This is a genomic window from Thalassotalea fusca, from assembly GCF_053485835.1.
In genome coordinates, this window is record NZ_JBQRUN010000017.1 from 1 (window position 1) to 19443 (window position 19443).

The window sequence follows — 19443 nt, forward strand, 5'->3', positions numbered from 1 at the left end:
TTTATAAGAGAGCTGAGCCCGATGAGCTAAGCAAACGTTTAAAGATTGGAACAATTTAAGATCAATATCTAAAAAAGGGAGGTAATAAAAATAGAATTTCTCAAGAATTGGTTGCGGGAGCCGGATTTGAACCGACGACCTTCGGGTTATGAGCCCGACGAGCTACCAGGCTGCTCCATCCCGCGTCCGAATGGTTCAATGCAAAGTGCATTAAACAAGCCTAAGAAGTTTTAATTCATTCTTAAAGAATTGGTTGCGAGAGCTAGATTTTAACCGTCACCTTCGCTTAAACGTGTCTTTACAAATAGTAAAAGTTGGTTGCGGGAGCCGGATTTGAACCGACGACCTTCGGGTTATGAGCCCGACGAGCTACCAGGCTGCTCCATCCCGCGTCCGATGTACTTCTTTAGCAAGTACCACATTGTATTCACGGCTACGATTAGCCAATTCGTTAAACCATATTAGCTATGGGAAGAATTGGTTGCGGGAGCCGGATTTGAACCGACGACCTTCGGGTTATGAGCCCGACGAGCTACCAGGCTGCTCCATCCCGCGTCCGTGAAAACGAGGCGTATCTTAAGGATACTCGTTCCATAATGCAACAGGTTTTATCAATTAATTGTTTGTTGGCTTAAATCTTAGCCATATTGATTCATATTTCTACGTAATACGTTCAATAGTTTAAGTATAGCTGTTAAACAGTGAGTTTTGATGTAATAGAGTTTATGTCCTTCGCTAGTTTGTATATAATCGCGGCATCATAAAGTTCGGATACATACAATGCTGCAATTTCTTGCATTAACTTCTCCTGGGATTGAAATCCTGCTCGCTGAAGAGCTCCAAAAATTAGGTGCTTCAGATATTACGCAAAAGCCGGAAGGTGTTTATTTTTCTGCTGAATTGAACAGTGCATATAAGATCTGTTTATGGACGCGTTTGGCTAGCCGCATATTGTTGAAAATAGAACAGTTTGATTGCGACTCAGTTAAAGCGCTACAAATAGCTGCTTCATCAGTAGAGTGGTCGAACTGGTTCAACAGTGATAGTTATTTCGCTGTAGATTTTGTTGGTAAGAGTAGTGATATTCGAAACAGTCAGTTTGGCGCATTAACAGTGAAAGACGCGATTGTTGATCATTTTCGCGACGCTGGCCTTGAACGTCCAAATGTAGATAAAGTTAATCCAGATATCCGTATTCAAGCACGTTTGTTAAAAAACATGGTGTCTTTCTATTTGGATTTTTCAGGACGAGCTTTATTTCAGCGTGGATACCGACAGCATAGTGGCGCGGCACCACTTAAGGAAAATTTGGCGGCTGCGCTAGTAATGCGTAGTGGTTGGTTGCTAGACACATCTAAACCGTTAGTTGACCCTATGTGTGGTTCAGGTACTTTATTGATTGAAGCTGTATCAATGGCTTCAGGTATCGCACCTGGTATAGAAAGAGAAAAGTGGGGCTTTGAAAAATGGCTGAATCACGATGAGTCCACTTGGCAGGATGTTTTAAAAACCACAATCACTGAATCAAATGAAAACTTAGCCAATGCCAAAGTTAAAGTATTTGGTATTGATATTGATAGTCGTGTTATTAAAACTGCTCAACAGAATGCGCGCATGGCGGGTATTCAACAATTCATTGAGTTTAAGTGCAATGATACCAATAAGATGAATAATCAGTTTGGTCAGCAAGGTACTATATTGTTTAACCCGCCTTACGGGGAGCGAATTGGAGAAATTCCTGAACTAGTAGAAAGCTTCGTTATACTAGGGCAAAAGCTTAAGCAACAGTTTAATGAATGGCGGGTAGCAATTTTTACGGCAAACATTGAATTGTTGTCGATGCTAAAGTTAGCAAGCTTTAAACGCTATAAATTTAAGAATGGTCCTCTGGATTGCCAACTTGCGCTTTATAATATAGATGAAAAACAAAGTCAAAAAGATGCACTGGCCCCTGAAACTCACTTTGATGAATCTCAATCTTCGTTTGCGAACAGAGTAAAGAAAAATATTAAAACGCTCAAAAGTTGGGTCAAAAAAGAAAATATTGAATGTTATCGCTTATATGATGCAGATATTCCGGAGTACAACGTTGCTATAGATATATATGGCGAATATGTTGTTATACAAGAATATGCGGCGCCAGGAACGGTCGACCAGGAAAAAGCAGCGAAGCGTTTGCAGGAAGTTATATATTTCACGCCGAAAGTTTTGGATATACCAACGAGCAAAGTTGTCCTAAAGACCAGAGCAAAGCAACGCGGGGCGAATCAGTATCAAAAAGTAGACAAAAGCCAACGTGAGATTATCGTCCATGAGTACGGCGCAAAGCTAAAGGTTAATTTGTGGGATTATTTAGATACAGGCCTATTTTTAGATCATCGTAAGACGCGTCAGATTGTTGCTGGCAAGTCGAATGGAAAATCTGTACTTAACCTTTTTGCATACACGGGGTCAGTCTCTTTACATGCAGCACTTCACGGTGCATCTTCTGTAACTACGGTTGATATGTCTAAAACGTATTTATCATGGGCAGAAGATAATTTCAGATTGAATAATTTGGTTGGTCATAAGTATCAATTCATACAAGCTGATTGCTTACAATGGCTAAAACAAAACACAGACAAATACGATGTAGTGTTTATTGATCCCCCCACGTTTTCAAATTCAAAGCGAATGGAAGAAAGTAGCTTTGATGTTCAACGCGACCATGTAGCATTGATTAGCGATGGCCTTGCTTCGCTAGCTGAAGGTGGTGAATTGATATTTACCAACAACAAACGCAATTTTAAAATGGATTTTGATGCGATGGAATCGTTGGGTGCTACCGTTAAGCCGATAAGTGAACTTACACGAGATAAAGACTTCCAACGTAACAAACATATTCATAATAGTTGGCTTATTAAAAAGAAATGATAAAACAGTTTATTTTATACGGGAGCGAGGGATGCCATCTTTGTGAATTGGCTGACGAGATATGCTCTCCAATTATTAAAGACGGATTGGCACATATAGATATTGTCTCTGATGACAAACTTGTTGAGCAATATGGCGTTCACATTCCGGTATTAAAGCACATAGCAAGTACAAGCGAGTTATACTGGCCATTTACGGCAGAAGAAGTTGAGGTTTTTGTAACACAATGGAATTAATTAGGATTACAAACGCGGAATTAGCTTTTGGCGAAGATAAGATTCTCGACAATACCGATTTACGCATCAACAGTGGAGAACGTGTTTGTCTTGTAGGTCGTAATGGTGCTGGAAAGTCGTCGTTATTGAAAGTTTTGATGGGTATACAACACCTAGATGACGGCCAATTCATAATTTCAAATGATGTAAGACTCGGCATGTTGGAGCAAGATCCACCCGAGTCGTGCGATCTTTCTGTTTTTGAATTTGTTGCTCAAGGTGTTAAGGCAAATGCGGAGCTAATTAGCCGTTATCATCAGTTGGTGCATAAAGTAACCGAAGATCCAAGTGAGACAAATCTGCAACTTTTGGCGGATGTTCAGCAGCAACTTGAACAGGCAAATGCCTGGCAAGATGAACAACGCATTGAACAAGTAATGAGTAAATTGCATTTAGATCCAGATAAATCTGTATCGGATCTATCTGGTGGCTGGCTAAGAAAACTAGCATTAGCTAAGGCGTTAGTGACTGATCCTGATGTGTTACTGCTAGATGAACCCACTAACCACTTAGATATTGACAGCGTTCTTTGGCTAGAACAATTCTTGAAAGACTTTTCTGGAACGATTGTTTTCATCAGTCATGACAGGGCATTTATCAGAGGGTTATCAACACGTATTGTTGATCTAGATAGAGGTCGACTGACTAGCTACCCGGGAGATTACGATGTTTACGTTGATCAAAAGCAGCACGATCTACAAGTAGAATCAACGCAGAACGCGCTATTTGATAAAAGGCTTGCTGAGGAAGAAACGTGGATCCGACAAGGCATCAAGGCTCGCCGTACACGTAACGAAGGGCGAGTAAGAGCGCTTGAAAAGCTACGTGTTGAGCGCCAGCAAAGACGAGATATCAAGAGACAAGGGGATATTAATATCTCGCACGGAGACCGCTCTGGAAAACTTGTTTTTGAATCAGAAAATCTCTGTATGCACTTTGGTGACAAACGAGTAATCGACAATTTAGATTTGCTTATTACTCGCGGTGATCGCTTAGCGTTGATTGGCGCAAACGGTACAGGTAAATCAACTTTAATTAAACTACTGATGGAACAAATACAACCAACCAGTGGCAAAATGCGTGTTGGTGTTAACTTGGATATTGCCTATTTTGACCAACATAGAGAGCAACTAGATCCGAACAAAACGGTACAAGACACTGTCGCTGAAGGCAAACAGGAAGTTACGGTAAACGGGCGTACGCGTCATGTGCTTGGTTACCTGCAGGACTTTTTATTTAGCCCCAAACGTGCAAGAACGCCCGTGCGAGCTTTATCTGGTGGAGAAAAAAACCGTTTATTGTTAGCGCGTTTGTTCTTAAGGCCGAGTAATTTGCTCATTCTCGATGAACCAACGAACGATTTGGATATCGAAACACTCGAATTGTTAGAAGAAGTCGTTGCAAATTACAGTGGAACCGTTATTTTAGTGAGCCACGATCGTGATTTTGTAAATAATTGTATTAGCACTTGCCTTTACTTTGATGGAAGTGGTCAAATAAATCAGATTGTTGGTGGTTATGATGACGTCGATAGTTATTTAGCTGAAAAGGCATTGCAGCGTGAAAAATCAGCTGCGCCGGTAAAACAAGCGAAGAAAGAAACTAAAAAAGAAAGTAGTGTAACGTCAGCGCCTGCTAAACGGAAATTGTCGTATAAAGAAACGCGTGAATTAGAGTCACTTCCTCAAGAAATCGAATTATTGGAAGAAGAAATCGCTAATCTGCAAGAAAGCGTTAATCAACCAGACTTCTTTAGTCAAGAATCTGAAGTAACCGCTAAAATTTTGAACCAGTTACAAGAAAAAGAGTCAAAGCTCGAGTCCTGCTATCAACGATGGCAAGAATTGGACGAAATATAAAAAGATTAAGAGAAAAGTAGTTTCATGAATAAATTTGTAAAGTCTTTATTGGCTATTGGAGTTACCACGGCTTTAACAACAGGATTTGTTAACGCGGCAACATATAAGGTCATCGATAAGGGAGCGGCAGAGCGATTTAAATATACCTACGCTCAGCAAGAAAATAACAGTGGTGAGATGGCAATCTCTGGCACAAATGTATATAACTTTCCTGTTCAATATCAATATTTCGACGAGGGCGACTACGACAACATTGTCCGTTTAGCCGACCAGCAGCATGAAAATGTTCATGAACTTGAAAATATTCAAGATGAAAATGCGCTTAGGCAAGGCAACCCAACAGCGAATGATTTAGCATGGGTAGTTAGATACCTTGAAGGGATCACATCTTCTTTATATCAAAAAGTTGGCGATGTAGTTGCCATGACCAATAGCGGAGGTGAAACACAAGACTTTCATGTGTTTGACCAAAAATTGGCAGGTACAGAGCTATACACCCGCTCGACCACTGACTACATAAATGGTATCACTAACCAAGGCTGGGTTTATGGTAATGGTTCTGCACCTTATATGCCAATGGACTTTACGGAAAGTGATGGCGATGAAGTAACGCATTGGGTGCGTGATTTTAAAACGCGTGGTTTCTTCTCTCCTGATAATGGTCAGACGATTATCGAACTCTTGCCTCCAGAGCACGAACATGGTGGTGAGTCTGCGATTCTTGATATAAGCGAGAATGGAATTGCAGTCGGTTATGCAAGTACCAGTGTCGACCAAGATGCTGTAGACGTAATAAATGATGATACTGGGGGCTGTTCAGACCCTAATGTACTTGATGACTTGCCTTTAGAGGTATGTATTCAAAATATCCGTGATGGAATGTATAACTCAGAAGCATTCAAGTGGATAATTGATGAAACAGGTGAAGTAGAGTCTGAAGCATTAGGTTATCTTGTAACACCTCATGCAGATGATAGGCGCGAATATGTAAGCTTTGCGCAGGCAGTTAACGTTCATGGTGTCGCCGTAGGTTATGCACATGGCTGGTGGGATGAAAACGAGACATCTCCTGAAAACAATGAACCTCGCAGTATTTACGCGGTAGTGTTTAAAGACGGTACAGTTGTTGATTATACAGACGATCACAGTAAATACTTTGACTCGAGAGCATACGATATCAACGATAACGGTATAGCTGTCGGCCATGTAACAACTTATGTTAATGGTCGTTTGCGCACCAAGTTTTATTATGTTGATACCAACCAAGAAAATATGCAGATGGTTTTCCCTAAAGATTTCTTTAATGGTTCATCTAGTACGGCGCGATCAATCAACCAAGCAGGGTTTGTTGTTGGTGAGGGTGAAATAGAAACGCATAATGATAGCTCAACTAATCCACGTAGAACCCACGGCTTCCTATATGATATGTCTACAGATACGTTTACTAATCTAAATGACTTCTTACCATGTGAATCTGAATATACCATTATAGAAGCACGCCATATCAATGATAATAATGAAATTTCAGCAACCGCTTTGATCAAGGTACCTCGTAGAGATGCTAAAGGTGAGCTGATGCTTGATACGGACGGCACTCAATTGCAGGAAGATGTTGTACGTGCAGTTAAGCTTTCGCCAATAGATGGTGAAGTTGAAGACTGTTCAGCCGTTGAAGAGAAAGTTGAACGCCAAGGAGCAGGGTTCGGTTTTGGCCTACTGTTATCTATGCTCACGTTTGGCTTTGGGCGTCGTTTTCTAAAGGCCTGATAGGATAAACGAAACGAAAAAAGCTCAGCTATTTAGCTGAGCTTTTTTTATCTTAGTTCATGCTGAAAACTAGAATGCAGACGTATCAGTGAATAGACCAACTTTTAGGTCAGTTGCCTTGTAGATTTCCTTACCATCAACAGATACTGTACCATCAGCAATACCCATAAATAGTTTACGCTTAATCACTCGTTTAAGTGTGATTTTGTACGTTACCTTTTTCGCAGTAGGTAGAATTTGTCCCGTGAATTTAACTTCACCTACACCTAATGCACGTCCTCGTCCAGGGCCACCTGACCACGCAAGATAAAAGCCAACTAACTGCCACATAGCGTCAAGACCTAGGCAACCAGGCATTACAGGGTCACCTTTAAAGTGACAATCGAAAAACCATAGGTCTGGGTTAATATCGAGTTCTGCGATAATTTCACCTTTGCCATACTCACCACCATCATCGGTAATACTGATAATGCGGTCAAGCATAAGCATGTTATCCGAAGGTAGCTGACTATTACCTTCGCCAAACATTTCTCCTGTACCGGCTTTGATTAGATCTTCTTTTGAGAACGAATTTTTTTGGCTCATAACTCTTCTGTTTCATGTTAAGGAATTTAATTCAGGCGCTACTTTAGCGAACACCTGTACACTAAACAACTCTGAGCAGTTAATTTTTTTAATAATTTCTTTGATAGCTATCGTTTTTCCGATAAACTTCGGTTATGCGTAACTCTAATATAAATATGAAAAATGACAGATAAGTTACAGAAAGATAATAAGAAAAAAGCGCTAACGAATGCTGAAAAGCAAAAACGCTATAGAGAACGGCAAAAAACAAAAGGTAAGCAGGAAGTTCGTGGTTATTTAACGCCAGAAGCTTTAGAGTGTTATAAGCTGATAGCGGAACAAACCAATTGGACCGATTCGAACATTTTGAGTAATGCAGTTAGACTGACATATGCAGCTTATAAAAATGGCCAAATTGGACTATTAAATAATTGGCTGAATAAAAATAACCTATAATTGTTTAAAACATAAACACATCTAAATGTTATTCCATATTTAATGTTATGTTTATGTATAAATATCGTTGTTTTGCAGGATGATTAACTATATTCTTATTCGCTCAGTAGTAGAAGGTTAAAAAATTATAAGGTGCTACGCTCTTGATAAATGTTTTGTTAGTCGACGATCATGAATTGGTTCGTACGGGCATAAAAAAAATACTTGATGAAGTTAAAGGCCTAAAAGTAATCGGTGAAGCGCAAACCGGAGAAGATGCCGTTCAGTTTTGTCGTAAATCTCAACCAGACGTCGTGTTGATGGACATGAACATGCCTGGAATCGGTGGTTTAGAGGCTACCAAAAAAATATTGAGATATGCACCAGATGTTAAGGTTATTGTGCTTACTGTTTATTGCGAAGATCCTATTCCCACTAAAGTTATGCAAATTGGTGCCGCTGGTTATTTAACAAAAGGTGCTGGGCCTGATGAAATGGTGAACGCAATTCGTGCTGTTAATAGTGGTCAGCGCTATATTACACCTGAAATTGCTCAACAAATGGCATTAAGCCAGTTTAAGTCTGCAGATGAAAATCCATTTAATTGTTTGTCTGAGCGTGAATTGCAAATCATGTTTATGATTACACGTGGTGAAAAGGTGCCAGATATATCTGAACAATTAGTATTAAGCACAAAAACAATCAACAGCTATCGTTATCGAATGTTTGAAAAACTAAATGTAAGTAACGACGTTGAATTGACTCATCTTGCCATCCGCCATGGGATGTTAAAAACTGAAAAGTTTTAGTATTGTCTAACGAAAGCTCAACACTACAATTTGATGCGAAAGCCTTTCTTGCTTCAGTAACTGAGCAAGCAGGGGTTTATCGCATGTATGACAGTGAGCAAACTGTTATATATGTTGGAAAGGCAAAAGATCTAAAAAAAAGACTCAGTAGTTATTTTAGGAAGGATGTTGGCAGTACAAAAACCAAAGCCTTAGTTAAGCAAATATGTGCAATAGATGTAACCGTTACACATACTGAAAGTGAGGCGCTGATTCTTGAAAATAATTACATCAAAAAGTATCAGCCTAAATATAATATCCTTCTTCGTGATGACAAATCATACCCCTATATTCTAATTTCGTCCCACAAACATCCTCGTCTATCTGCCCATCGCGGCGGTAAGAAAGTAAAAGGCGAGTATTTTGGCCCTTATCCAACGGTTGGTGCGGTATGGGAAAGTTTACGCTTGATGCAGAAGCTTTTTCCTATTCGGCAATGTGAAGATAGCTATTATCGCGCGAGAAGTCGTCCTTGTTTGCAGTATCAATTAAAAAGATGCTCCGCACCTTGTGTTAATAAAATTTCCGATAATGATTATGAACAACAAGTAGAACTAGCGAAGCTATTTTTAAAAGGCAAAAATTCAGAAGTCATCGAAATGCTGGTCGAAAAAATGGAGCATGCAAGTGAATCATTGGCGTTTGAAAAAGCGGCTAAATATCGAGATCAAATCGCAACACTTAGAAAAGTACAACAGCAACAGTTTGTTAGCGGGATTGCATCTGAAATGGATGTGATAGGTTTATACCAACAAAAGTCACAAGCAAGTATTCATGTCTTATTTGTACGCGATCACAAAATACTCGGTAGTAAGAGCTTTTTTCCATCTTTGCCTGCCGAAACTCAACCTTCCGAAATCGTGCAAGCATTTATTAGTCAGCATTATTTAGGTAATGAAGTAGGGGGCATGGCCATACCTAAAGAATTGGTTGTACCTGTAGCGTTGGAAGATCAGCGAGAATTAGCAAAGCTATTATCGACGCAAGCTGAATATGAAGTGAAAATTTCGCATAACGTTAAAACGGAACGTGCTCAATATTTAAAGCTCGCGACAACCAACGCCGAAAATGCGCTTGTCACGCGAAATAGCCACAGAGAATCTATGCTAAGTAGATTTTCAGCGCTTAACGACGTGTTTGAGTTAAATAGCAACATCTCACGTATAGAATGTTTTGATATTAGCCACACGATGGGACAGCAAACCGTCGCCTCCAATGTCGTATTCGACCAAGAGGGACCGTTAAAGAGTAATTATCGTCGTTATAATGTTCATGGTATAACGCCAGGCGACGATTATGCGGCAATGGCTTTTGCCTTAAATAAACGTTTTGCTAAAGTTGAACAGTCGGACAATGTACCAGATATCGTGTTTATTGACGGTGGTAAAGGGCAACTCGCTCGCGCTGAAGAGGTAATCGCCTCATTAAACTTGCCTAGTACTCCATTACTCGTTGGAGTTGCAAAAGGAGAATCTCGAAAGCCGGGACTTGAAACGCTTATTTTGGCTGGTAGTCATCAACTTATTAATTTACCAGGCACTTCTCCAGCACTTCACCTAATTCAACACATAAGGGATGAATCGCATCGATTCGCTATTTCAGGACATCGCGCTAAACGTCAAAAAGAAGCAAAACGATCCACGCTAGAAGAGATTCCAGGAATAGGAGCCAAAAAGCGTCAAGCACTACTAAAGTTTTTGGGTGGGATGCAGGAAGTAAAAAAGGCAGATGTGAGTACTTTAGAGAAGGTTCCGGGTATCAGTAAGACGTTAGCAAAAACTATTTATGATAGCTTGCATGACAATTAGCCTCATATCTGTGTAGAATGAACAAAAAAGCTTATTGCCAAATCAAAATTAACGTTGAAATGGTAATGACGTAGAAAAGCTAGTGAATGTAAATATGTGGACAATCCCTAATCAAATAACTTTATTTCGTATCATCCTAATACCTATTTTTATAATTGTTTTTTATCTTCCAATTTCTTGGAATAATTTTGGTGCGTTTGCCGTCTTTTGGTTGGCAGCGGTAAGTGATGCGTTAGATGGTTACTTAGCGCGTAAGTTGAACCAATCATCTGCATTCGGTGCGTTTATTGATCCTGTAGCTGATAAACTCATGGTTGCTGCTGCGTTGATAATGATAGCGGAAGATTTTGGTGTCTGGTGGATATCGGTACCTGCGATGATAATGATCGCAAGAGAGATATTCATTAGTGCGCTGAGAGAATTCATGTCTTCTAAAGGAAAGCGTGATGTTGTTGCGGTGTCGACGCTAGGAAAATACAAAACAGCGGCACAAATGTTAGGTATTATGGGACTAATTTGGCAACCAGATTATGACATCCCTTTAATTATTTTTGATTTCCCGCATGAAATTTTAATGTTTGCTGCATACGCCTTTTATTATGTTGCTACAATTTTAACCATTTGGACTATGATTATATACTTCAAAGCGGCGTGGCCAGAACTTAAAGGCGAGTAAATCACAAGTTTTTGTTAAAAAAAGCATCATTTTAGACGCTTTTTAACCAGTTGAAACAAAATTGAAATTTAAGGGTTGACTCGCAATAAATTCAATGTAGAATGCGTCTCCAGTTGACAGGGAGTCAATCAATAAAGCGGCTGTAGCTCAGTTGGTAGAGCATCACGTTGCCAACGTGAATGTCACGAGTTCGAGTCTCGTTAGCCGCTCCAATTTTTCTAAGGAATGCTACCTACTGTAGTTGATGAAACGGCGGGTTGGCAGAGTGGCTATGCAGCGGATTGCAAATCCGTGGACCTCGGTTCGACTCCGGGACCCGCCTCCACTTTGCCCGGGTGGTGGAATTGGTAGACACAAGGGATTTAAAATCCCTCGCTGGTAACAGCGTGCCGGTTCAAGTCCGGCCCCGGGTACCATTTCATCATGTACAGTGTAGTAATAGAAAACACAGGAAGTGATAGTGTAGTTTTATAAAGCGGCTGTAGCTCAGTTGGTAGAGCATCACGTTGCCAACGTGAATGTCACGAGTTCGAGTCTCGTTAGCCGCTCCAAACACACACAAGAAAGTTATTTATGCGGCTGTAGCTCAGTTGGTAGAGCATCACGTTGCCAACGTGAATGTCACGAGTTCGAGTCTCGTTAGCCGCTCCAACTTTTGCTTGTAATGAGCACAGTAGGGCACCAATCCTTACTATAAAAATATTACCCAAAATGCCCGGGTGGTGGAATTGGTAGACACAAGGGATTTAAAATCCCTCGCTGGTAACAGCGTGCCGGTTCAAGTCCGGCCCCGGGTACCATTTTGGTAATCACTCTATCTATGCGGCTGTAGCTCAGTTGGTAGAGCATCACGTTGCCAACGTGAATGTCACGAGTTCGAGTCTCGTTAGCCGCTCCAATTTCCTCTCATAAAGACTAATGTTTGTATCAAAACAGGCAGAAAAAGCTTTGTTAGAGAAGTAGGGTACCAATCCTTACTATAAAAATATTACCCAAAATGCCCGGGTGGTGGAATTGGTAGACGACGTGCAGGATGCACTAGTGTCACGAGAGGCAGGACGCCGGAAGTGACCACAAGGATTAGTCCGAAGGACTAACAAAAAGTAGGGTACCAATCCTTACTATAAAAATATTACCCAAAATGCCCGGGTGGTGGAATTGGTAGACGACGTGCAGGATGCACTAGTGTCACGAGAGGCAGGACGCCGGAAGTGACCACAAGGATTAGTCCGAAGGACTAACAAAAAGTAGGGTACCAATCCTTACTATAAAAATATTACCCAAAATGCCCGGGTGGTGGAATTGGTAGACACAAGGGATTTAAAATCCCTCGCTGGTAACAGCGTGCCGGTTCAAGTCCGGCCCCGGGTACCATTCTTAGATATTCATTAATTTCCCAACACTTGATTAAAATTTAATTTGCAGTGGTTAAGTTATTTAGAATCACAAGAATTTAAATCCTGGTCTACCATTGGTAGACGCAAATACAAGACCGATTTAAAATCCCTCGCTGGTAACAGCGTGCCGGTTCAAGTCCGGCCCCGGGTACCATTCTTAGATATTCATTAATTTCCCATCACTTGATTAAAATTTAATTTGCAGTGGTTAAGTTATTTAGAATCAAAAGAATTTAAATCCTGGTCTACCATTGGTAGACGCAAATACAAGATCGATTTAAAATCCCTCGCTGGTAACAGCGTGCCGGTTCAAGTCCGGCCCCGGTACCATTCTTGGACTTTCAGAAATATCTTAACATTCGATAGAAGTTTAACTATCTATACACAATGTATTAAGATTCAAAAAAATTTAAATCTCTGTCATCCCGTTAGTTAATTAGCGTTCTTTGTCTTTTCCTGTTCGAAACAAATCGTCAATTAGGTTTAAAGGTAATGGAAATAGAATAGTTGAATTCTTCTCTCCAGCTATTTCAGTGAGGGTTTGTAAGTATCTCAGCATCAATGCGTTTGGTTGTGCACTTAGTTCACTTGCTGCTTCCCCTAATTTTTCAGCGGCTTCTTTCTCACCTAATGCGTGTATAACTTTTGCTCGACGAGTTCGTTCTGCTTCAGCTTGTTTTGCTATGGCACGAACCATCGACTCGTTGAGATCAACATGCTTTATCTCTACATTAGACACTTTGATTCCCCAGCCCTCCGCTCTGGCATCCAAAATTTCCTGAATGTCTTTATTTAACGTTTCTCTACTCGAAAGCATTTCGTCCAAATCATGCTGACCTAAAACGGATCGCAGTGTTGTTTGTGCGAGCTGAGATGTAGCTGCCAAATAATCTTCTACGTTGATGATCGCTTTTTGTGCATCGATTGCACGGAAGTAAATAACGGCATTAACTCGAACAGAAACGTTGTCTTTGCTAATTACATCTTGGCTTGGTACATCCATAACTACAGTGCGCAAATCTACTTTAACGATTTGTTGAATAAAAGGGATGACAATTATTAAGCCAGGGCCTTTGATTTTGTAGAAACGACCTAAAAGAAAAATTACACCGCGTTCATATTCTCTTAGAATGCGAAATGCACTAAATAATAGTGCGATAAACAGTATGACAACAAATCCTTGAAACATTTGTAAATTACTAAGTAGTTGTTCCATTTGATGATTCCTCAGTTACGATAGGCGATGTAGTAAGTACTAATCCTTCAATGGCATTTATTTTTACATACTGCCCTTTGTTAACAGGTTGGCTAAATGTTGCTGCCCACCTTTCTCCGTTAAATAGGACGAATCCTGAATCGACGTAATTACCTTCTGCTATAGCAAGCGCGCCAATTAGTTCTTCTGGTCCAGATACAACTTTTGCTTTTCGTTTTCGCCATATAAGGCCTAACGAGAAAACAATAAAAGCAAATGAAACAAAAGCGAATGCGGCGATCAAAGGTAACGAAACAACAAATTCTGGTTGTTCGGTGTCAATCAAGAAGATCGACCCCAACACAAATGCAATAATGCCTCCGATGCCCCAAATACCAAAACTTGGCATTAAAGATTCAACGACTAGTAATGCAATACCAAGTAAAAGTAGTGCAATACCGGAATAGTTCAATGGTAAAAGCTGTAACGCATATAGGGCGATCAGTAATGAAATGGCGCCTGTGATACCTGCAACGCCGATACCTGGGCTATAAAACTCTAGAATTAGCCCGTATATACCTATCATCAGCAATATGTAAGCAATGTTAGGATCGGTAATGGTTGAAATAAACTGGTTACGCCAATCTGGTAAAATATTGTTCAAACGTGTATTACTTACCGTGATTACTTTATCGCTACTTGATAGCTCTCCGCTTTGAATTATCGTATTAAGAAGTTGTGATGGGTTATCTGCTAAATAATTGATCACGTTTTTTTCAAAGGCTTCCTGCGCAGTTAATGTTGCCGCTTCCGATACTGCCAATTCCGCCCATTCTTCATTTCTATTGCGAAGCTGCGCAAGTGAACGCATGTAAGCTATCGCATCGTTGAGTACTTTTTTCTCCATTGCAGACGCTGACGGTGGTTTTTCTTGTTGAGATGGGGCGGTAGGTGAGGCCATGTTAACGGGGGTCGCAGCGCCTAACGTAGTAGCTGGTGCCATAGCTGCAAAATGACACGCATATAAGATATAAGTTCCAGCACTCGCCGCACGAGCTCCCTGAGGATGTACTAGGCAAGCGATTGGCTTAGATGAGCTTAATATTACCTGATTGATTTGCCGTAAACTTGAACTTAAGCCTCCTGGAGTATCAATAGTTATGATTATTAAAGGTACATAAGGAGAGATTTGTGCTTTCTCGATTTCGGAAACTAAATATTCACTCACCGCTGGGCCAATAGCGCCGTCAATCGATAATACTGGAACACTATATGTTGCACTATTCATTGAAAGCGCGTCATCAGTTTGAGCACTAATAGTGTGCGAGACCAGTAATACAATAATTGCAATAGCTTTTCGCCATAAGGACATAGTTATTTCCATCTAGGCACTTAGTCTTAGTATAGTTGACTGGCAGATAACTATATGCCGGTGAAAACATTTTAGTCCGCGCGTTTTATTAATTTATATTTTGTATAGGCTATTGGTGAAAATAAATAAGAATGTTGTAGGCCATGATTTATCTTTACTTATTGTCTAACGTATTGATTTTCTGTATGATTCCATATATTTTCAACGAATTTTTGTAGAGATGATCAAACAAGTTTTTAAAAAGAATGGTGAACAACTTTTCATCGAAATTTTCACCATTGTGATTGGTATTTTGTTGGCACTAACCATTGATGAATGGGTAACTGATTATAAATACAGAAGCTTTAATGAAAAATTAATCAATGAAATGTACATTGATTTAAATAATGACATTAAAAACACTGAAGAAACTATCAGCCGATTAGCACGTAGTGTATCTGAACTGAAAGAACATATCAGCGACATAACTGACGATCCTAGCACGCCCAATAAAAGCGTTGAAACCCATATTCTATATGAGCGCAACTTGTTTTGGGATATATCTTCGACTAAAGCCGATTTTAGTTTACTGCAATCACAATCAGAAGATTTAGTAGATAGTGTATATGAAATAAACACAATGCAAGATGCGATTCAAGAACATTACAAATTGATGCGCCAGTTTTTACTTACTGTTTGTGAATTTAACGACGACATGCGAATCAAGTGTTTAGAAAAAAGCTTAAAGCAACGAGAATACTTAGTTAAATTGTTAGAGACACAGAAAAAAGCTTATTTTGAATTCAAAAAGCATTATGAGGAATTCATCAAAAACTCATAGTTTCATTCGCCTTTTTTCTTCTAGCATTAAAAACAAATTAACATTTATATTGACACTCAAATGATAATCGTTATCATTTGAGTGTTTTTGTTTTCTTGTATCTGAAGATGTATAGATTATTTGCTTTGTTTTTTCTGTTTTTTCATCAAATTGTAATGTCACAAGTGCATATAGTTAAGCTTTTGAGTTCAAACGAAAGTGGGCATCCCATGGTTATGGAACCAGGTTTTATTAGAATATCGGCAGGTGATACGGTTAAGTTTATTCCCTCTGACATTACGCATAATGCGCAATCTATAATTTTGCCAGATGGTGCTAATTCATTTACAACAGAACTTGGTGAAGCACAAAGCATCACTTTTCCAGTTGAAGGGGCGTATTTATATAAGTGTACTCCCCATTTTGCTTTAGGCATGGTAGGGGTCATCCAAGTTGGTAACGCAAACAATCATGATGCGTTTATTAGAGAATGGGAAGGAATTAAAGAAAATGTTGTGCTTAATCAGTCCCGCGTGGAATCGCTTATTAAGCAAATAAATTAATTAGATTAAGGATCTAGAATGGAATCACTTAACCATTGGCAATCCCTATTAGAAAAAGGAAACACGTGTTTTGCTGCAAACCAGTTATTGCAGGCAGAGTTTTACTATAAAGAAGCTGTAGAGTTTTTAGAAAAAGCTTGGCGAAATGATTTAACAAATGTAGAACTGCTAATGGCTTGGATATGCGCAGCACATAATCTTTCAACATTATTTGAAAAACAGCGAGATTTTGATGTTTCACTCCAATATTTACTGCTTCCACACCATCGATTGCTAACGATTATAAGCGATCCTGAGTGTCAGGAAGATATTCAATTAATAGCGATAAGTGCTATTAAACTTACATTTAAGCCAATTCAAGCGTTTTCTAAAAGACATCCAGTATGTAACGAATGTGCGCAAGCAATAACGGCTTTTGGTGAGGCACTTAACGATCAACAACCACAACTTCATTAGATGGATTAAGAGGTCTATGAAAAAATTAGTCTTTTTCTTAACGCTATTCTCATTCTATTCTTCATCGGTTTTGGCGCATGGAGGGCATGATCACAATGATCCTAACGCACATTTTGTTCACTTTTTTTGGCTTGCTCCCATTTTAGTTGCCTTCATTATTGTCAATTCCAATATCAAAAAGCGAAAACACTTTAAAAGTTTTGAAACGACTAAGGTGGCGCGACAATTAGAGGATAAGTAATACCAATTGAATTAAATATTTGATCATTCAGAGAGAATTAAAATGCTTCGCGGCACAGCTTCTGAGACCTGCTCACGCTAAGTGAGTAATTTCTTATGCAGATTGGTATAGAGCGCAGATTTTAGGTCGTGTGATTGAGGTATTCAAGTTTGGACGGTAGTGCTGAAAAACGACAAGTTGGTGGTGAAAGCGGTTCAATCTAACGACTAAGTGAACAGCAAATAGCTTGAATTTATTCGCTGTTCACGTTTACTGATACGCTATTCGTTGTCAATTAATCCAGATAGTCCATTTTTAACAAAGTTTGGTAAAGCAAATGCTGCGCTATGCAATGGCGCATTGTAATATTCGAATGTTAAACCTGAATCTTCTACACGTTTAGCTTCGAAATCTTTAACTGGGTGATAGTGCTTAGAAGCAAATGTAAAGCTCCATAGGCCACCAGGGTAGGTAAGATTGCTAAAGCTATACAGATAAGTGTTTTCGAAAACACTGTTCAATACAGATAATAATGAACGTTGAATTTCCATCGCATACCACGAAGATTCGCCTTGGGAAACAACAATGCCGTCATCAGTTAAGCAGTTGTACACATCTTGGTAGAACTCTTTGCCAAATAAAGGTTGTGCAGGCCCAATTGGATCGGTGCTATCAACAATAATCACGTCAAACTTTTCATTCGTTTCTTTAACGAATTTCACACCGTCGCCAATTATTAGGTTGATTCGATCGTCATCTAAAGCTGCCGATGTTTGAGGGATGTGCTGTTTACAGGCATCAACAACCATAGCGTCAATTTCAACCATAGTGCATTTTTCCACACTTGGGTGACGAATCACTTCACGTGCTGTGCCACCATCGCCACCGCCAATCACAAGTACATTTTTGGGCGCTGGATGTACAAAAAGAGGCACGTGGGTAATCATATCATGATAAGCAAACTCGTCTCGCTCAGTAACCATGATGAGCCCATCGTTTAACAGCATCTTACCGTGACCCTTGGTTTCTACTACGTCAACGGTTTGGAATTCACTTTTACCAGAAAAAAGGACTTTCTCTACTTTTATTCGTAAACCTAAAAAGTCTTCAAATTTTTCTTCAATCCACAGATCAGAGTGCATTATTTTCTCCAAGAATATCGATAGCAGTCGCCACTGTCTTGTCGTCTGCGGGTAAAATATAAGTATTAAAGTTTACAAGATAGCCATTTGCTAACGGTTGTTCTACGCGAGTTTGGCAGACGTAATGATTAGGTACTTGCTTTGCACATTCGTCATGGGCAAATTCGTTAAACGTTAATACGTCAAATGAATTTGGTTGCAAAATCTCGATCAGTGTAGGTAGCAATTCAAATAAATTGATATTTGCTTCAAAGCTTACGTAACTACTATCGAGTTGCGGCGTTATATGTATAGTTAGATATTTGTCACCATTGATGGCATTAACAGAATAACCGTATGGATCAAATACAAAGTCATCAAACACAAAGCCAGGGAGTAACTTTTCTAAATGCAGATAATCTCTAATCTGTTTAGATTTTAAGCCTGGTGATGTTAGGTGCAATGAGGCGTCTTTGCCGATTTGATAGGCTAATAACTCATAGGTTTTATCTGCAGGTTCACATTTAAAGTCATTGTCTTGATGAAACACATAATTATGATGCGCATCCAATGGCCCATAACGCAATGCAACACCTGAAATATGGTTTGACAGTAATTTTATGTCGTCACCAAACGATGTAAGTTGCTGTTGTGCAAAATACTCGTTCTTGCGTTGATATATAACCTGTTCAACATGATCTTTGTTGATACGCGAAAGTACATACTCGACTGACTTAACTAATCGAGTTGTGCCACAGGTTAGAATAAGTATGCGATCGTGCCAGACGAATAGACTAGACTCAGAAAGCAAATATGCTGTGCAGTAATCATTAGAAATAGATGACAGTATCTTAGCATGACATGCATCGACCATTTCTTCCCAAAAACTTTGATCAAAGTCGTTTAAAAACGACATTTTTTCGCTATTTATAATGATTTCTGCTTTTTTTTCAGAACCTTCAAATAACAATGCTGAAACCCTCAGTAAAGATGCGCGGTATACGCATTTTTAGCACCAAAAAAAGTGGCGACATTTTACAAATTAATTATGTATTTTCAATAGAAAAATACTAAATTTGACGATTAATACGTATTTTTCTATGTCTTTTGCAATAATCTTTGTAGACTTTTTTAAAATAATTTGCATAATTGCGCAAATTTTTTCGACTAATTAT

At 39.4% G+C, this 19443-nt stretch carries 17 protein-coding genes and 11 tRNA genes; 20 read left to right on the top strand and 8 right to left on the bottom strand.

All coding sequences use genetic code 11. The annotated features are described in order from the left end of the window. Positions 1 to 108: 108 nt before the first annotated feature. From ACSLUK_RS16425 to ACSLUK_RS16435, 3 genes are all read right to left on the bottom strand, one after another. Positions 109 to 185 (bottom strand) — tRNA-Met (locus ACSLUK_RS16425). A gap of 130 nt (positions 186 to 315) precedes the next feature. Continuing rightward, positions 316 to 392, bottom strand: a tRNA-Met gene (locus ACSLUK_RS16430). Positions 393 to 478: 86 nt separating this feature from the next. Beyond that, a tRNA-Met gene (locus tag ACSLUK_RS16435) sits at positions 479 to 555 on the bottom strand. Between the two features lie 225 nt (positions 556 to 780). Between ACSLUK_RS16435 and rlmKL the strand changes: the two genes are divergently transcribed. From rlmKL to ACSLUK_RS16455, 4 genes are read left to right on the top strand one after another with little or no spacing between them, the layout of a single operon-like run. Further along, positions 781 to 2913, top strand: coding sequence for a bifunctional 23S rRNA (guanine(2069)-N(7))-methyltransferase RlmK/23S rRNA (guanine(2445)-N(2))-methyltransferase RlmL (gene rlmKL, locus ACSLUK_RS16440; RefSeq protein ID WP_448549776.1), 2133 nt, complete (start codon positions 781 to 783; stop codon positions 2911 to 2913). After that, positions 2910 to 3149: a glutaredoxin family protein gene (locus ACSLUK_RS16445; RefSeq protein WP_448549777.1), complete on the top strand. Its 240-nt coding sequence runs from the start codon at positions 2910 to 2912 to the stop codon at positions 3147 to 3149. The genes rlmKL and ACSLUK_RS16445 overlap by 4 nt, the downstream gene beginning before the upstream one ends. Beyond that, positions 3140 to 5047 (top strand): ATP-binding cassette ATPase Uup, encoded by a 1908-nt coding sequence (uup, locus tag ACSLUK_RS16450; RefSeq protein WP_448549778.1) that lies wholly within the window; start codon positions 3140 to 3142, stop codon positions 5045 to 5047. Before ACSLUK_RS16445 ends, uup begins: the two co-directional genes overlap by 10 nt. A gap of 24 nt (positions 5048 to 5071) precedes the next feature. Then, complete coding sequence (locus tag ACSLUK_RS16455; protein WP_448549780.1) at positions 5072 to 6814, top strand: DUF3466 family protein; 1743 nt, start codon at positions 5072 to 5074, stop codon at positions 6812 to 6814. Between the two features lie 69 nt (positions 6815 to 6883). Here the strand turns inward: ACSLUK_RS16455 and fabA are convergent, their stop codons facing one another. Beyond that, positions 6884 to 7399 (bottom strand): bifunctional 3-hydroxydecanoyl-ACP dehydratase/trans-2-decenoyl-ACP isomerase, encoded by a 516-nt coding sequence (fabA, locus tag ACSLUK_RS16460; RefSeq protein WP_448549781.1) that lies wholly within the window; start codon positions 7397 to 7399, stop codon positions 6884 to 6886. 162 nt (positions 7400 to 7561) lie between these two features. Here fabA and ACSLUK_RS16465 point away from each other — a divergent pair, with 162 nt between their 5' ends. The 12 genes from ACSLUK_RS16465 (at position 7562) to ACSLUK_RS16520 (ending at position 12519) form a co-directional block, all read left to right on the top strand. Continuing rightward, a complete protein-coding gene (locus tag ACSLUK_RS16465; protein WP_448549783.1) occupies positions 7562 to 7834 on the top strand; it encodes a RepB family protein in 273 nt (90 codons plus the stop codon). Between the two features lie 143 nt (positions 7835 to 7977). After that, positions 7978 to 8622 (top strand): UvrY/SirA/GacA family response regulator transcription factor, encoded by a 645-nt coding sequence (gene uvrY, locus ACSLUK_RS16470; protein WP_448549784.1) that lies wholly within the window; start codon positions 7978 to 7980, stop codon positions 8620 to 8622. A gap of 2 nt (positions 8623 to 8624) precedes the next feature. After that, complete coding sequence (uvrC, locus tag ACSLUK_RS16475; protein WP_448549785.1) at positions 8625 to 10469, top strand: excinuclease ABC subunit UvrC; 1845 nt, start codon at positions 8625 to 8627, stop codon at positions 10467 to 10469. Between the two features lie 94 nt (positions 10470 to 10563). Then, positions 10564 to 11145 carry a CDP-diacylglycerol--glycerol-3-phosphate 3-phosphatidyltransferase gene (pgsA, locus tag ACSLUK_RS16480; protein WP_448549879.1) on the top strand — a complete coding sequence of 194 codons (582 nt, stop codon included), beginning with the start codon at positions 10564 to 10566 and terminating at the stop codon, positions 11143 to 11145. A gap of 136 nt (positions 11146 to 11281) precedes the next feature. Next, positions 11282 to 11357: transfer RNA gene (locus ACSLUK_RS16485), tRNA-Gly, on the top strand. A gap of 39 nt (positions 11358 to 11396) precedes the next feature. Next, positions 11397 to 11470, top strand: a tRNA-Cys gene (locus ACSLUK_RS16490). 4 nt (positions 11471 to 11474) lie between these two features. Further along, a tRNA-Leu gene (locus ACSLUK_RS16495) sits at positions 11475 to 11561 on the top strand. A 59-nt stretch (positions 11562 to 11620) separates the two neighbouring features. Then, positions 11621 to 11696, top strand: a tRNA-Gly gene (locus tag ACSLUK_RS16500). Between the two features lie 24 nt (positions 11697 to 11720). Next, a tRNA-Gly gene (locus ACSLUK_RS16505) sits at positions 11721 to 11796 on the top strand. A gap of 62 nt (positions 11797 to 11858) precedes the next feature. Beyond that, positions 11859 to 11945: transfer RNA gene (locus ACSLUK_RS16510), tRNA-Leu, on the top strand. Positions 11946 to 11967: 22 nt separating this feature from the next. Then, positions 11968 to 12043: transfer RNA gene (locus ACSLUK_RS16515), tRNA-Gly, on the top strand. A gap of 389 nt (positions 12044 to 12432) precedes the next feature. Further along, positions 12433 to 12519 (top strand) — tRNA-Leu (locus ACSLUK_RS16520). A gap of 459 nt (positions 12520 to 12978) precedes the next feature. On the opposite strand, the gene ACSLUK_RS16525 is transcribed toward ACSLUK_RS16520, so the two are convergent. Continuing rightward, on the bottom strand, positions 12979 to 13758 hold the full coding sequence (locus tag ACSLUK_RS16525; RefSeq protein ID WP_448549787.1) for a slipin family protein: 780 nt from the start codon (positions 13756 to 13758) through the stop codon (positions 12979 to 12981). Then, positions 13742 to 15109 carry an NfeD family protein gene (locus ACSLUK_RS16530; RefSeq protein WP_448549788.1) on the bottom strand — a complete coding sequence of 456 codons (1368 nt, stop codon included), beginning with the start codon at positions 15107 to 15109 and terminating at the stop codon, positions 13742 to 13744. The genes ACSLUK_RS16525 and ACSLUK_RS16530 overlap by 17 nt, the downstream gene beginning before the upstream one ends. Before the next feature lie 220 nt (positions 15110 to 15329). Between ACSLUK_RS16530 and ACSLUK_RS16535 the strand changes: the two genes are divergently transcribed. The 4 genes from ACSLUK_RS16535 to ACSLUK_RS16550 all read left to right on the top strand — a co-directional run bounded on the left by ACSLUK_RS16535 (position 15330) and on the right by ACSLUK_RS16550 (position 17168). Beyond that, positions 15330 to 15929, top strand: a complete 600-nt coding sequence (locus tag ACSLUK_RS16535; protein WP_448549789.1) for a hypothetical protein — start codon at positions 15330 to 15332, stop codon at positions 15927 to 15929. Between the two features lie 155 nt (positions 15930 to 16084). Continuing rightward, positions 16085 to 16471 carry a plastocyanin/azurin family copper-binding protein gene (locus ACSLUK_RS16540; protein WP_448549881.1) on the top strand — a complete coding sequence of 129 codons (387 nt, stop codon included), beginning with the start codon at positions 16085 to 16087 and terminating at the stop codon, positions 16469 to 16471. Positions 16472 to 16489: 18 nt separating this feature from the next. Continuing rightward, positions 16490 to 16927, top strand: coding sequence for a DUF2753 family protein (locus ACSLUK_RS16545; protein WP_448549791.1), 438 nt, complete (start codon positions 16490 to 16492; stop codon positions 16925 to 16927). A 16-nt stretch (positions 16928 to 16943) separates the two neighbouring features. Next, the gene (locus ACSLUK_RS16550) at positions 16944 to 17168 is read left to right on the top strand and encodes a hypothetical protein (protein WP_448549792.1); all 225 of its coding nucleotides are present in this window, start codon (positions 16944 to 16946) and stop codon (positions 17166 to 17168) included. A 260-nt stretch (positions 17169 to 17428) separates the two neighbouring features. Here ACSLUK_RS16550 and speE read toward each other — a convergent pair whose 3' ends face one another. Then, positions 17429 to 18289, bottom strand: coding sequence for a polyamine aminopropyltransferase (speE, locus tag ACSLUK_RS16555; RefSeq protein ID WP_448549794.1), 861 nt, complete (start codon positions 18287 to 18289; stop codon positions 17429 to 17431). Continuing rightward, a complete protein-coding gene (locus ACSLUK_RS16560) occupies positions 18279 to 19238 on the bottom strand; it encodes an adenosylmethionine decarboxylase (protein ID WP_448549795.1) in 960 nt (319 codons plus the stop codon). Before ACSLUK_RS16560 ends, speE begins: the two co-directional genes overlap by 11 nt. Positions 19239 to 19443 lie beyond the last annotated feature (205 nt).